Below are 12,914 nucleotides of genomic sequence, written 5' to 3'. Positions count from 1 at the left end.
TAGCACTAACAGGAAAACGGGGTAAATAATCGTCGTGCGCGTCTGAAAACCGATGGTTTTCGGACAAGTGGCGTTACTTTTTATTTCGCCAGAACGTAAAACGCATAGCCGAGGACACCGATGATGGCGTAGATCCCGATATAACCCGACCACATCATGAAACGCCCCTCCCAGCTGCCTTCCCTGGCGAGTCTGGCGTAATAGCCCCAGGCATTGCCGGGTTCATAGTCTTTGTTCTTGCGGTGCTTGTAGTCGATGACCTGATTCGGGACACCGAAGACGACCAGGAAGACGCCCGCGATGACCTTCAAGACGTTGATGTCGTCCATGACTGTTCAGCGTGGCGACTTTGCGCCGGAGCGCTCCAGCAAGCGGCTCGATGGCGCCAGCGCCAGCACAAGCAACCAGCCCGCGGACACAAACCCGCGATGCAATACGAAGAAGCACAAGGCACACACGATCCATTGGGCCAGGCCGGTGGGTGGCACGCCAAGCCCGGCTCTGTGAGCCAGAAAACCCGTGGACAACGCGGCCGATGCGCTCACCAGCGCGGCAAACCACCAGGTATGTTCGAGTCTGGATGTCATTGCGGGATCGCCGTCAGTTTGCAAGACATGCAGTATATGGTACTGCACGTGCTGCAAAAGGCGCACAAAGTCACTGGGGGGCTGTGCTGCCGATCTTCAGGCAGGCGGCAGACTATCCCACAAGTCGCCTGTCGGGCTGATGCGCGGCGCTGTCACGCCAAAGTGCTGGTACGCCAGCGGCGTGGCGATGCGTCCGCGCGGGGTGCGCTGCAGATAGCCTTGCTGGATCAGAAACGGTTCGAGCACGTCTTCGATCGTGTCGGCCGCTTCGCCGATGGCGGCGGCCAGGTTGCCGATGCCGACCGGGCCGCCGGCAAACTTGAACAGCACCGCTTCGAGCAGCTTGCGGTCCATCACGTCGAAGCCCACGCTGTCGACGTCGAGCATCTTGAGGGCCCGGTCGGCGATGTCGCGCGTGATGTCGCCATTGCCTTTCACCTGCGCAAAGTCGCGCACGCGGCGCAGCAGGCGGTTGGCGATCCGCGGCGTGCCGCGAGCGCGCTTGGCCACTTCGCGCGCGCCTTCTTCGTCGATCGGCGCCACCAGCAGCGCGGCGCTGCGCAGCACGATCTTGGTCAGCTCGGGGACGTTGTAGAACTCCAGGCGCGCCACGATGCCGAAACGGTCGCGCAGCGGATTGGTCAGCATACCGGCGCGCGTGGTCGCGCCGACCAGCGTGAACGGCTGCAGGTCGAGCTTGACCGAGCGCGCGGCCGGGCCTTCGCCAATCATGATGTCGATCTGGTAGTCCTCGAGCGCCGGGTACAGGATCTCTTCGACCACCGGCGACAGGCGGTGGATCTCGTCGATGAACAGTACGTCGTTCGGCTCGAGATTCGTCAACAACGCGGCCAGGTCACCCGGACGCTCGAGCACGGGGCCCGACGTCTGGCGCAGGTTCACGCCCATCTCGCGCGCGATGATGTGTGCGAGCGTCGTCTTGCCCAGGCCCGGTGGCCCGAACAGCAGCGTGTGATCAAGCGCTTCATGGCGGTTACGCGCGGCCGTGATGAAAATCTCGAGCTGGTCGCGGATTTTCTCCTGGCCGACATATTCGTCAAGCTGCTTGGGCCGCAGCGCGCGCTCGATCGCCTCTTCGTTGGGCGAGGCCGGCGCGGCGTCGATCACGCGCTGTTCGGTAAAGTTGTCGGTCTGGATACTCATTGCTTACATCCGGTCAGGCTTTGGAGAGCGCCTTGAGCGCAAATTTGATGCCATCCGAGACGCTGGCGCCGGTTGGCATGTTCTTGATGGCGAGCAGCGCTTCTTTGTCGGAGTAACCTAGCGCAGCAAGCGCATTGAGCACGTCGGTCTGCGTGTCGTCGCGCGGCACACCGGCCACCATGCCGATGTCGGCGCCGAGTTTGCCTTTCAGTTCCAGCAGCAGGCGCTCGGCGGTCTTCTTGCCGATCCCGGGCACCTTTACCAGGCGACCCGTCTCTTGCAGCGTGACGGCCTGCGACAGCTCGGCCACGGTCATACCCGACAGGATCGACAGCGCCATGCGCGCGCCGACACCCGTGATCTTGATCAGTTGCCGGAACAGCGCGCGTTCGGACGCGGTGCCAAAGCCGAACAGCAGGTGCGCATCTTCGCGCACGGTCAGGTGCGTAAACAGCACGACTTTTTCGCCCGTGTGCGGCAGATTGTAGAACGTGCTCATCGGCACATCGACTTCATAGCCGACGCCATTGCAATCCACCAGCACATGCGGCGGCGCTTTTTCGAGCAGGGTTCCGGAGAGACGACCGATCATCGAATGAGTTCCTTGTTATGAGACGAGACGGCTGTTTTTCATGCGCAGCCCGATCATGTCGGGCGCAATGGCGCCGAGCAGCGCCAGCGTGTCGATCGTGTGGGCATGGCAAATGGCCACGCCGAGCGCATCGGCGGCGTCGCTGCCCGGCAGACCCGGCAGCTTGAGCAGGCGCGCGACCATGTCCTGCACTTGCGGCTTGGCCGCGCGGCCGGTGCCGACCACCGCCTGCTTGACCTGCACCGCCGTGTATTCGGCCACATCGAGGTCGGCGCCCACGAGCGCCGTGATGGCCGCGCCGCGCGCCTGGCCCAGCAGCAGGGTCGATTGCGGATTGACGTTGACGAACACTTTTTCGATGGCGGAACAGGCCGGCTGGTAGGTCGCGATGATCTCGCTGACGCCGTGCAGGATGACTTTCAGGCGTGGCGGCAAGGCGCCCTCCAGCCCGGTCTTGATGGTGCCCGAAGCGATGTAGCGCAGCTTCGTGCCGTGTTTTTCAATGACGCCAAACCCCGTCGTGCGCAGGCCCGGGTCGATGCCGAGAATAATCATGCTGGAATGTTACCCCGGCTGGGGGTGTTCGTGGGAAAAATACTGTGCAAAAACACAGGGGCGCACCATTTCGGTACGCCCCCGTTGGACGTCAGCGGGGGCGGCAGGTTTCCCGCTGCCCTCGCCTTGCCAATGAATCAATGACGGAAGTGACGCGTGCCCGTGTACAGCATGACAACGCCACGCTCGTCGGCGGCATCGATGACTTCCTGGTCGCGCATCGAGCCACCCGGGTGGATCACGCAGGTCGCGCCGGCATCGACGACGACGTCCAGGCCATCGCGGAACGGGAAGAATGCATCCGACGCCACGGCCGAGCCGGTCAAGCTCAGGCCGGCGTTCTGGGCCTTGATCGACGCGATGCGCGCCGAGTCGATGCGGCTCATCTGGCCGGCGCCGACGCCCAGCGTCATGCCGTTACCGCAGAACACGATCGCGTTCGACTTGACGAACTTGGCCACGCGCCACGCGAACATCAGGTCTTGCAGCTGCTGCGGCGATGGCTGCAGCTTGGAGACGACGCGCAGGTCTTCCATGCCGACGTTTTTCGCGTCCGGCGACTGCACCAGCAGGCCGCCGCCGACGCGCTTGACGTCGTAGGCATTCTGGCCGGCGCCCAACGCGATTTCCAGCAGGCGCACGTTCTGCTTGGCCGACATGATCTGGCGCGCTTCGGCGGTAAAGCTCGGCGCGATCAGCACTTCGACAAACAGCTTGGCCAGCGCTTCGGCCGCCTTGCCATCGACTTCGACGTTGAAGGCGATGATGCCGCCAAAGGCCGAGGTCGGATCGGTCTGCAGCGCGCGCGAATACGCGTCCAATGCATCGATGCCGATGGCCACGCCGCACGGATTGGCGTGCTTAACGATCACGCAACCGGCAGTCTGGCCGAGGCCGCCAAGCGACTTGACGCATTCCCAGGCCGCATCGGCATCGGCGATATTGTTGTACGACAGCTCTTTACCTTGCAGCTGGCGGTAGTTGGCCAGCGCGCCGTCGATCGTGACGAGGTCGCGGTAGAAGGCGGCGCCCTGATGCGGGTTTTCGCCATAGCGCATCTCTTGGACTTTCTCGAAGCCCATGTTCAGCGTGGCCGGGAAGTTCGAGCGGGTTGCGTGCGCGCGGTCTTCGCCCAGGCTGGTCAGGTAATTGGTGATCGCGCCGTCGTACTGGGCGGTGTGCGCAAACACTTTCTTTGCCAGGCGGAACTTGGTCTCGTAGCTGACCGGACCGGCGTCGCCGCCCGAGCCCTTCATTTCTGCCAGCACGACGCCGTAGTCGGCCGGATCGACGACCACGACCACGTCGCGGTGGTTCTTGGCGGCCGAACGCAGCATGGTCGGGCCACCGATGTCGATGTTCTCAATTGCATCTTCCAGCGAGCATTGCTCTTTGGCGACGGTTTGCTGGAACGGGTACAGGTTGACCACGACCATGTCGATCTGCGGAATATTGTGCTCTTCCAGTTTCGCGATGTGCTCGGGGAAGTCGCGACGGGCCAGGATACCGCCGTGCACTTTCGGGTGCAGCGTCTTGACGCGGCCATCGAGCATTTCCGGGAAACCGGTGTAATCGGCCACTTCCGTGACTGGCACGCCATTTTCTTGCAGCAGCTTGGCGGTGCCGCCAGTGGACAGGATGTTCACGCCCAGCTGGTTCAGCGCGCGCGCGAAATCGAGCACGCCGGTCTTGTCGGATACGGAAATGAGAGCTTGTTTGATCATGGTGAGGCCTATGGTTGAGAATTCCTGGCGCCGGGCGTGGAGACCGATAGGTCTCCGAGGCCGCGCAGGAAGCGCAGCCGAACCGGCAACGCTTAGAGCAGCCCGTGCTCTTGCAGTTTCTTGCGCAATGTATTGCGATTGATGCCCAGCATCTGCGCGGCATGCGACTGGTTGCCGTCGGCGCGCGACATGACGACTTCGAGGACGGGCTTTTCGACGGTCAACACCATCATGTCGTAGATGTTGGTCGGTTTTTGTTCGCCGAGATCGTTGAAATAGTCTTCAAGACTCTTCTGGACAACTTCCTGGATACTTTCTTTGCTCATGTCTTTGCTGCTTCATCCTGGTTGTGTGATTGCTGCCCAGCTTGCTTCACTGGCTTGCTGCATATGTGGGCAGCGCGTCCCCAATTGTTCTTCTTGTCGCTGGTTGTGCTGGTCTTCTATGCGGCGATCGCGTCCACGGCGGGAAGCGCGGGGCGGTATTGTAACCGCTCGCCATGGCGGTGCTGGGATTTCAGGAAGTCATCCATCGCAGCAAGTTGCTCGGCGGTCGATTCCAGCAGATTCATGCGCTGACGGAATTCTTCGCCATCCGGCAGATCCTGGACATACCAGCCGATGTGCTTGCGCGCGGTGCGTACGCCGATGAACTCGCCATAGAAGGCGTAGTGCGCCGGCAAGTGCTCGTGCATCAGTTCGCGCACCTCTTCCACCAGCGGCGCCGGCATGTGCTCGCCCGTGCGCAGGTAATGATCAATTTCGCGGCAGATCCATGGCCGGCCCTGGGCCGCCCGGCCGATCATGACGGCGTCCGCCCCCGTGTAGTCGAGCACGAACTTCGCCTTCTCGGGCGTGGTGATGTCGCCGTTGGCCACCACCGGGATGCCGACCGACGCCTTCACGGCGCGGATGGTGTCGTACTCGGCGTCGCCCTTGTAGCCGTCGGCCCGGGTGCGACCGTGCAGGGTCAGCATCTGGATGCCGGCCTGCTCGGCCAGACGCGCGATGCGCAGCGCGTTCTTGTTTTGGCGATCCCAGCCGGTACGGAACTTCAGCGTGACCGGCACATCGACGGCCTCGACCACCGCGTGCAGGATGCGCTCGACCAGGTCTTCGTGCTGCAACAGGGCGGACCCGCACCAGCTGTTGCACACCTTCTTGACCGGGCACCCCATATTGATGTCGATGATCTGCGCGCCGCGCTCGACGTTGAACTTCGCGCAATCGGCCAGGTCTTTCGGATCGGCACCGGCGATCTGCACCGCCTTGGGCTCCATCTCGCCCGCGTGGTCGATCCGGCGCGATGTCTTTTCGCTGGCCCACAGGCGCGGGTTGGACGCGGCCATCTCGGACACCGCATAGCCCGCACCGAGCTGCTTGCACAGTTGCCGGAACGGGCGGTCCGTCACACCAGCCATCGGTGCGACAAAGACGTTATTACGCAGGAGATAAGGACCTATTTGCACAGCTGGCAGACTCAAAAGTGACACGGGAACCTGCTATTTTACCTCAAGCGCTGCTCAAATTATCAGCACAATTTTTCAAATTGTTGTGTGTGCGATATTGGCAAGTTGTGCTAATTAGCTTTTGCCTAGGTAGCACCGCGCCCGGATAGTTGACGTGGCAGCATCATCGCTGATAGACAATACAGAGGCGGATGGTTCATCCGAAGCGCGTCAGCGAATGCGGGTGAGCGTGGGCCGTGGTTTGAAATCGCTGAATGCAGGACGCACGTCGGTGACACGCCCTGTTGCCGAGTCATAGTCGTATGGAATGTGAACGACGATGCCCGACCACGAGAAGTCCGTTGGATTGCGTGTGACGATCGAAATGCCATAGGCAGCGGCCGTGCCACCAATGATTGCATCCGGAAGTTTTACTTTGGGACCGCTGATGAGGCTATTGCCACGGATGTCGATGGCAAGCTCGGTAATTTGCGGATCCAGGGGTAATACTGCGAACTCTGCAAGTAATGCGTCGAGGATCGGTACCTCATGGGGGCGAGCAATTTGGCCAACGCGCAATTCCATGTAGGTAATTGTGCTAATGGCCGGAAAATCGTACCTCCCAAGCTCTATCGCGGCTTCGTGAACGCCATTGAGCATGTCGATGAAAATATTGGTGTCGAATAAAATCAACGCCATTCGCTTCTTAGCTGCTCTTGCGCTTGAACACCGTCTTTTACTGTGTCGGTGCGGTCTTTCCACAGCCCTTCCGCCATCTTCAGCGCAGCCAGACGGCGTTGCCGGGCGGCTTCCACAGGCGTCAACGGCGGCTCTGGCACAACCGGCTCCTTGCGTTTGCTGCGATACATCGCCTCGCTCATCTTGCACCTCCCGCTACGCAATTCGATCGTGGGATAAGTGTAGCGCAATTGCAGCGGGGTGTCGTCGGCCAGGATCCCAACCGATGCAGACAGGACGGCTTGACGGATGACATTACGTCAAGTCGTCCAGCGCCACTTGCCGCAGATGTTCGACTTCGCCCCAGCTGAGCAAGCGCAACTTGCCCTGCTCGAGCACGAAGCGGTTGATGCTGGCGTTGTGGACCTTGAAGTCGCGCGGGGTGTCCAGCGACAGACCCAGCGCGGCGCGGTAGGCGCACTCGAGTACGCCGCCGTGCGCCACCAGCGCCAGCGTCTGCCCCGGATAGCGGGCCGCCTGGGCCGCGATCGCCGTCGTGACGCGGTCGAAGAAGGCGCGGAACGATTCACCCTGATTGTTGCCCGGTGGCAGCGTCGCATCGATGTTGCGCGCCTGCCAGGCGGCAAACTCCAGCGGATAGCGGGCCGCGATCTCACTATAGAGCAAGCCTTCGAAGCCGCCGTAGCAGCGTTCGCGCAGTTGGGAATCGACCTGCAACGCCGTCGTTGCGCCGCGTGCGCGCAGGATCGCTTCAGCGGTTTGCCGGGCACGGCCCAGGTCGCTGGACAGCACGTGGTCGATGGCTTCACCGGCCAGTGCCGCGCCAAGCAGCGCCGCCTGGCGCTCGCCTTCTGCATTGAGCGGGATATCGAGATGGCCCTGCAGCCGGCGTTCGGCATTCCATGCGGTTTCGCCATGGCGGATGAGCAGGATCGTGGTCGCGCCCTGGGGCGCCGTGGTCAGGGTCATGAGGTTCTTGTGCCCGAACCTCGGGGCAATCGGATGGAAGCGCTATTTTGGCAGATCGGCGACGGCGTGGGGATTGAGTGCATAGGTGCCAAAGATGCACGCCTCGTCGAGGATGTGCCCGTAGATCGCCATGCGCGCCTCGAGCCCGGTGAAACGCCCCGTGAGCGGCAGGCGCGGCAAATCGAGTGCATACAGCGTGAAAACGTAGTGATGCACGCGCTCGTCGTTCCAGGGTGGACATGGGCCGTCATAGCCATAAAACTCGCCAGCCAGGGCCGGGTCGTTGACAAACCAGTGGGTATAGTCGTTGACGCCGTGGCGCAGCTGGTGCTCGGTGCCGTTCTTGATGGTAAACGGCACCAGCGGGCCCGGCTTGCCGTGCGGCGTGACGCGATGGGAAAACCTGCCCTCGGCCAGCGCCGTGAGGCACACCGGGATATCGGCCAGCGTCCAGTGGAAAAAAGCGGTACGCGGCGCCGTCAGCGGCACCGTGCAGCCGTCGACATTGACACGGCGTGCATCGCGCGGTACGTCGGGATCGTGGCAGAACAGTACCAGCGACTCGGTGCCGGTCGGCACGTCGTCCCAGGCAATGTGCGGGTTGCGGTTGCTCGACAACCTGACACGGGTGGCAGGGTCGCCCACGGCGAACGCGCAGGCAGCGGGAATGGCGGCCCCGTTGGTAAATGAATTGCTCCAGATGCGCATCACTCCTCCCGGCTACTGGTTTTGACACCTGCAGCCAGCCGGGGTTTCAGCGCGTTGCTACGACCGGATCAACCCGCAGCCAGAAGGTCACCGGCCCGTCATTGATGAGCGACACCTTCATGTCGGCGCCGAACACGCCGATCTCCACCTGCCCGTGGCGCGTGCGCGCCTGGCGCACCACGTGATCGAACAGGCGCCGGCCGTCTTCCGGCGCTGCCGCCGGCGTGAACGATGGCCGTGTGCCTGATTTGGTGTCGGCTGCCAGCGTGAATTGTGGCACCAGCAGCAGGCCGCCCTTGACGTCGGCCAGGCTGCGGTTCATCTTGCCGGCCTCGTCCGAAAAGACGCGGTAGCCCAGCATCTTGGTCAGCAGCAGGTCGGCTTCGCGCTCGGTGTCGCCCTTTTCGGCGCACAGCAATACCACGAGGCCGGGACCGATGGCGCCGACGGTCGCACCGTCGACCCGCACTGCCGCTTCGCTCACACGTTGCAGCAAACCGATCATGCCAGCGTCACGCGCGCAAACTTGCGCTTGCCCACTTGCACGACGAGCGTGCCGGCAGCCACCTGCAACCCCTTATCCGCCACGACGGCGCCATCGATGCGCACGCCGCCCTGGTCGACCATGCGCATGGCTTCCGACGTCGATGCACACAGGCCAGCTTGCTTGAGCAATTGCGCCACGCCCATCGGTGCGCCCGACAGCGCCACTTCCGGCACGTCGTCGGGGATGCCGCCCTTGGAGCGGTTGACGAAGTCAGCCAGCGCATCGTCGGCCGCCTGCGCCGAATGGAAGCGCGTCACGATTTCCTTGCCCAGCGCCACCTTGGCGTCGCGCGGGTTGGCGCCGCCGTCGATCGTCGCCTTCAATTGGGCGATGTCGTCCAGTGAGCGGAACGACAGCAGATTGAAGTACTTCCACATCATGTCGTCCGAAATGCTCATCAGCTTACCGAACATGGTGTTCGGTGCTTCGGTGATGCCGATGTAGTTGTTTTTCGACTTGGACATCTTCTCGACGCCATCCAGGCCTTCGAGCAGCGGCATGGTCAGGATGCACTGCGGCTCCTGGCCGTAATCCTTCTGCAGTTCGCGGCCAACCAGCAAGTTGAATTTCTGGTCCGTTCCACCCAGCTCAAGGTCGGAGTGCAAAGCGACCGAATCGTAGCCCTGCATCAGCGGATACAGGAACTCATGCACGGCAATCGGTGTCCCACTCTTGTAGCGCTTGGTGAAATCGTCGCGCTCCATCATGCGCGCTACGGTATAGCGTGACGCCAGCTGAATCATGCCGCGCGCGCCGAGGGGGTCGCACCACTCCGAGTTGTAGCGCATCTCGGTGCGGCTGGCGTCCAGCACCAGCGATGCCTGACGGAAGTACGTCATCGCGTTTTCTTCAACCTGCTCGCGCGTCAGCGGCGGCCGGGTGGCGTTACGCCCCGACGGGTCGCCAATCATCGACGTGAAGTCACCGATCAAAAAGATCACCTGGTGACCCAGATCTTGCAATTGACGCAACTTGTTCAGCACCACAGTGTGACCCAAGTGCAAGTCCGGCGCCGTCGGGTCCAGACCCAGCTTGATGCGCAGCGGTGTGCCGGTTTGCTCGGACCGCGCCAGCTTTTGCGCAAAGTCGGCCTCAATCAGCAGCTCGTCGACACCCCTTTTTGCGATGGCGAGGGACTCGAGAACACGCTCAGTCAGAGGAAGGCGCACGGGCGCATTTAGCATGGAATTGCCACCAGGAACTGCGGTTGAGGTCATAAATTCGTGTAGGAAATTGGCTAAAACGGTTGTAGGACCACATCTTTTGGTATAATTCACGATCCTGTTTTCGTTTCCCAAAGAAAACTTTGTTAAACGTCATGAACATGGCCCTTGAAAGTTCAGCCGCAAATTTTAACTGATTGCATGAACCCTATACAGAAAATTACCCGTCAGACACTGCTGCAGCTGGTGCCGAAGACCCGCAAAGCCCGCGTTTTGAGCGCCGGCGCCGTCTTCCTGAGCATGTGCGCCTTTGGCGCAGTAGGTGTCGCCCCGATCGCCAGCGATCCTTCCGACCTGCCCGTGACCTCGGTCGCGACGAACCTGGAATTGCCAAATCTGGCATCCCAGATCGCCGCGCTCCAGCAAGACGAGCAGCAATTCATCCACGAAGAACGCATCCGCCGCGGCGATTCGCTCGGCTCGCTCTTCACCCGCCTTGGCATCGAAGATGCACAGGCACAGAAATTCGTTCGTTCCGACAAGCTGGCACGTCGCCTGCTGTCGCTCCAGACCGGCAAGCGCATTCAGGCCGAGACCGATGAAAACGGCCTGCTGCTGTCGATGCGCGCCACTGTCATCGATGGCAAGAATGGCAACGCACGCACGATCAGTGTCGAGCGCAAGAGCGAAGCTTTCGTCGCCCTCGAAGCGCCGGCCAAGCTCGAGCGTCGCGTCGAGATGCGCTCGCGCGATATCGCTTCGTCGCTGTATGCAGCCACCGACTCCAATGTCGACGGCGGCAGCCTGCCCGATTCGATCGTCGGCCAGATCATCGAGATGTTCTCGACCGATATCGACTTCCGCACAGACGTCAAGCGCGGTGACCGCTTCAATGTGGTCTACGAGACCTTCTGGCTCGACGGCGAACAGGTCAAGACCGGCCGTATCCTGGCTGGCGAGTTCGTCAACCGCGGCGTGGCTTATCAGTCGGTCTGGTACGAAGACCCGATCACCAAACAGGGCGGCTATTACACCCTGGACGGCAAGGCACTCAAGAAAGCCTTCCTGAAGTCGCCACTCGAGTACTCGCGGATTTCGTCGGGCTTCTCGATGCGCGTGCACCCGCTGTCGGGCAAATGGAAAGCGCACAAGGGCGTCGATTACGCAGCATCGACCGGCACCCCGATCCGCGCCGTGGCTGACGCTACCGTCGACTTCGCCGGCAACGGCAATGGCTACGGCAATATGGTCGTGCTCAAGCACTGGTCGGCGTACAGCACCGCCTATGCGCACATGAGCCGTATCGCGCCAGGCCTGCGCAAGGGCGCCAAGATCAACCAGGGCCAGGTCATCGGCTACGTCGGTTCGACCGGCTGGTCGACCGGCGCGCACCTGCACTACGAATTCCGTGTTGCAGGCGTGGCCAAGGATCCAAACCAGTACAAGTCGCTGGCACAGCAACCGCTGAACCAGGCTGAACTGGCACGTTTCCGCATGGCTGCAGCTGAGATGAATCACCGCTTCTCGCTGCTAGGTCCAAGCGGTTCGGCCATGGCCGCCCGCTAAGACAGCTTCAACCCTGTCCCGACGCCCTCCGCTGCATTTCGATGCCGGAGGGCGTTTTGTTTTGTATGGCATGATCTTTTCATAACACCATGACCGAGACCCCTTCCCTTTTCATCGGCCTGATGTCCGGCACCAGCCTCGACGGCGTCGATGGCGTGCTGGCCAACTTTTCGCAAGGTGCGATCCGCACGATCGCAGCCGCGTTCACGCCCTTCCCTGCTGACCTCCGCACCGAACTGATGGCGCTGCAGGCAGCAAGCCACAATGAGCTAGAGCGTGAGGCGCTGGCCGCCAATGCGCTGGCGCTGGCGTATGCCGACTGTGTACGCGCGCTGTTGCCGTCCAGCCCGGGCAAGGTCGCTGCCGTGGCCGTGCATGGCCAGACGATCCGCCATCGCCCCGAACTGGGCTTTACGCGCCAGACCAATAATCCGGCGCTGCTGGCCGAACTGACCGGCCTGGACGTGATCGCCGACTTTCGCAGCCGTGACGTCGCTGCCGGCGGCCAGGGCGCGCCGCTGGTGCCGGCCTTTCACGCGGCCGCGTTCGGCGCGCCAGGCACCGCGCGTGTCGTTGTGAATATCGGCGGCATTGGCAATATCAGCGTGCTGCATGGCGACGGGCGCGTGACCGGCTTCGATACCGGTCCGGGCAATGTCTTGATGGATCTGTGGATCGCGCGTCACCAGGGCCGCGCCTATGACGAGGATGGCGCCTGGGCTGCGAGCGGGACCGTGCACGCGCCATTGCTGACAGCGTTGCTCGATGAGCCGTACTTCGGGCTGTCGGCGCCCAAGAGCACGGGGCGCGACCTGTTCCATGCAGACTGGCTCGATGCCAGGCTGGCCGCCTTTCACGCAGTTGCACCGGCCGATGTCCAGGCCACGCTCACGCGTCTGACGGCCGTCACGATCGCACGCGCCATCCGTGATGAAGGCATCGCGCCGGATGCGGTGTACGTGTGCGGTGGTGGCGCCTATAACGGCGCGCTGCTGCGCGCCATCAGCGCCGAACTCGATGGGATCAAGGTGGAATCGACGGGCGAACTTGGCGTGGCACCAAACCGGGTCGAGGCGCTGGCATTTGCGTGGCTGGGCTGGCGCTTCACGCAGCGGGCGCCGGGCAATCTGCCGGCCGTGACGGGCGCACGCGGCCTGCGCGTACTTGGCGCGCTGTACCCTGCGTGAACGCAA

Annotated in this window: 16 protein-coding genes; 2 read left to right on the top strand and 14 right to left on the bottom strand. The window is 62.4% G+C overall.

Features of this window, described 5'->3' with window-relative positions; all coding sequences use genetic code 11:
- Positions 1–80 precede the first annotated feature (80 nt).
- The 14 genes from AC56LY_RS00430 to tyrS all read right to left on the bottom strand — a co-directional run bounded on the left by AC56LY_RS00430 (position 81) and on the right by tyrS (position 10,176).
- Positions 81–329, bottom strand: coding sequence for a hypothetical protein (locus AC56LY_RS00430; protein ID WP_499575546.1), 249 nt, complete (start codon positions 327–329; stop codon positions 81–83).
- Between the two features lie 6 nt (positions 330–335).
- Entirely contained in the window at positions 336–587 is a 252-nt protein-coding gene (locus tag AC56LY_RS00425; protein WP_499575543.1) for a hypothetical protein, read from the bottom strand.
- Between the two features lie 96 nt (positions 588–683).
- Positions 684–1,751: a Holliday junction branch migration DNA helicase RuvB gene (ruvB, locus tag AC56LY_RS00420; protein ID WP_499575541.1), complete on the bottom strand. Its 1,068-nt coding sequence runs from the start codon at positions 1,749–1,751 to the stop codon at positions 684–686.
- A 13-nt stretch (positions 1,752–1,764) separates the two neighbouring features.
- Positions 1,765–2,343, bottom strand: a complete 579-nt coding sequence (gene ruvA / locus AC56LY_RS00415) for a Holliday junction branch migration protein RuvA (RefSeq protein ID WP_499575539.1) — start codon at positions 2,341–2,343, stop codon at positions 1,765–1,767.
- A gap of 15 nt (positions 2,344–2,358) precedes the next feature.
- A complete protein-coding gene (ruvC, locus tag AC56LY_RS00410; protein WP_183556793.1) occupies positions 2,359–2,898 on the bottom strand; it encodes a crossover junction endodeoxyribonuclease RuvC in 540 nt (179 codons plus the stop codon).
- A gap of 137 nt (positions 2,899–3,035) precedes the next feature.
- Complete coding sequence (purH, locus tag AC56LY_RS00405) at positions 3,036–4,622, bottom strand: bifunctional phosphoribosylaminoimidazolecarboxamide formyltransferase/IMP cyclohydrolase (protein WP_499575536.1); 1,587 nt, start codon at positions 4,620–4,622, stop codon at positions 3,036–3,038.
- A 92-nt stretch (positions 4,623–4,714) separates the two neighbouring features.
- Positions 4,715–4,948: a helix-turn-helix domain-containing protein gene (locus AC56LY_RS00400; protein ID WP_005667930.1), complete on the bottom strand. Its 234-nt coding sequence runs from the start codon at positions 4,946–4,948 to the stop codon at positions 4,715–4,717.
- A 116-nt stretch (positions 4,949–5,064) separates the two neighbouring features.
- Positions 5,065–6,090 (bottom strand): tRNA dihydrouridine synthase DusB, encoded by a 1,026-nt coding sequence (gene dusB / locus AC56LY_RS00395; RefSeq protein WP_499560218.1) that lies wholly within the window; start codon positions 6,088–6,090, stop codon positions 5,065–5,067.
- Between the two features lie 210 nt (positions 6,091–6,300).
- A complete protein-coding gene (locus tag AC56LY_RS00390) occupies positions 6,301–6,768 on the bottom strand; it encodes a PIN domain-containing protein (RefSeq protein ID WP_499575533.1) in 468 nt (155 codons plus the stop codon).
- Positions 6,759–6,950 carry a hypothetical protein gene (locus AC56LY_RS00385; protein WP_499575529.1) on the bottom strand — a complete coding sequence of 64 codons (192 nt, stop codon included), beginning with the start codon at positions 6,948–6,950 and terminating at the stop codon, positions 6,759–6,761. The genes AC56LY_RS00390 and AC56LY_RS00385 overlap by 10 nt, the downstream gene beginning before the upstream one ends.
- Positions 6,951–7,062: 112 nt before the next feature.
- Complete coding sequence (locus AC56LY_RS00380; RefSeq protein ID WP_499575526.1) at positions 7,063–7,737, bottom strand: histidine phosphatase family protein; 675 nt, start codon at positions 7,735–7,737, stop codon at positions 7,063–7,065.
- Positions 7,738–7,779: 42 nt separating this feature from the next.
- A complete protein-coding gene (locus AC56LY_RS00375; RefSeq protein ID WP_499575524.1) occupies positions 7,780–8,445 on the bottom strand; it encodes a YbhB/YbcL family Raf kinase inhibitor-like protein in 666 nt (221 codons plus the stop codon).
- A gap of 46 nt (positions 8,446–8,491) precedes the next feature.
- A complete protein-coding gene (gene dtd / locus AC56LY_RS00370) occupies positions 8,492–8,950 on the bottom strand; it encodes a D-aminoacyl-tRNA deacylase (RefSeq protein ID WP_499575521.1) in 459 nt (152 codons plus the stop codon).
- A complete protein-coding gene (gene tyrS / locus AC56LY_RS00365; RefSeq protein WP_499575519.1) occupies positions 8,947–10,176 on the bottom strand; it encodes a tyrosine--tRNA ligase in 1,230 nt (409 codons plus the stop codon). The genes dtd and tyrS overlap by 4 nt, the downstream gene beginning before the upstream one ends.
- Before the next feature lie 180 nt (positions 10,177–10,356).
- Between tyrS and AC56LY_RS00360 the strand changes: the two genes are divergently transcribed.
- Positions 10,357–11,721, top strand: coding sequence for a peptidoglycan DD-metalloendopeptidase family protein (locus tag AC56LY_RS00360; protein ID WP_499575517.1), 1,365 nt, complete (start codon positions 10,357–10,359; stop codon positions 11,719–11,721).
- A gap of 89 nt (positions 11,722–11,810) precedes the next feature.
- On the top strand, positions 11,811–12,908 hold the full coding sequence (locus tag AC56LY_RS00355) for an anhydro-N-acetylmuramic acid kinase (RefSeq protein ID WP_499575514.1): 1,098 nt from the start codon (positions 11,811–11,813) through the stop codon (positions 12,906–12,908).
- Positions 12,909–12,914: the final 6 nt, after the last annotated feature.

Source organism: Telluria sp. ZT3P25 (assembly GCF_059685895.1).
Note: the sequence above shows the minus strand (reverse complement) of the source record. Positions and strands in the feature narration are given on the sequence as shown.

Excerpts from the sequence above, each read along its gene's own strand:
- AC56LY_RS00390 (WP_499575533.1), bottom strand. The coding sequence starts at position 6,768 with ATGGCGTTGATTTTATTCGACACCAATATTTTCATCGACATGCTCAAT.
- ruvC (WP_183556793.1), bottom strand. The coding sequence starts at position 2,898 with ATGATTATTCTCGGCATCGACCCGGGCCTGCGCACGACGGGGTTTGGC.
- AC56LY_RS00360 (WP_499575517.1), top strand. The coding sequence starts at position 10,357 with ATGAACCCTATACAGAAAATTACCCGTCAGACACTGCTGCAGCTGGTG.
- AC56LY_RS00355 (WP_499575514.1), top strand. The coding sequence starts at position 11,811 with ATGACCGAGACCCCTTCCCTTTTCATCGGCCTGATGTCCGGCACCAGC.
- AC56LY_RS00380 (WP_499575526.1), bottom strand. The coding sequence starts at position 7,737 with ATGACCCTGACCACGGCGCCCCAGGGCGCGACCACGATCCTGCTCATC.
- purH (WP_499575536.1), bottom strand. The coding sequence starts at position 4,622 with ATGATCAAACAAGCTCTCATTTCCGTATCCGACAAGACCGGCGTGCTC.
- AC56LY_RS00385 (WP_499575529.1), bottom strand. The coding sequence starts at position 6,950 with ATGAGCGAGGCGATGTATCGCAGCAAACGCAAGGAGCCGGTTGTGCCA.
- dtd (WP_499575521.1), bottom strand. The coding sequence starts at position 8,950 with ATGATCGGTTTGCTGCAACGTGTGAGCGAAGCGGCAGTGCGGGTCGAC.
- AC56LY_RS00400 (WP_005667930.1), bottom strand. The coding sequence starts at position 4,948 with ATGAGCAAAGAAAGTATCCAGGAAGTTGTCCAGAAGAGTCTTGAAGAC.
- tyrS (WP_499575519.1), bottom strand. The coding sequence starts at position 10,176 with ATGCTAAATGCGCCCGTGCGCCTTCCTCTGACTGAGCGTGTTCTCGAG.
- AC56LY_RS00425 (WP_499575543.1), bottom strand. The coding sequence starts at position 587 with ATGACATCCAGACTCGAACATACCTGGTGGTTTGCCGCGCTGGTGAGC.
- ruvB (WP_499575541.1), bottom strand. The coding sequence starts at position 1,751 with ATGAGTATCCAGACCGACAACTTTACCGAACAGCGCGTGATCGACGCC.
- ruvA (WP_499575539.1), bottom strand. The coding sequence starts at position 2,343 with ATGATCGGTCGTCTCTCCGGAACCCTGCTCGAAAAAGCGCCGCCGCAT.
- AC56LY_RS00375 (WP_499575524.1), bottom strand. The coding sequence starts at position 8,445 with ATGCGCATCTGGAGCAATTCATTTACCAACGGGGCCGCCATTCCCGCT.
- AC56LY_RS00430 (WP_499575546.1), bottom strand. The coding sequence starts at position 329 with ATGGACGACATCAACGTCTTGAAGGTCATCGCGGGCGTCTTCCTGGTC.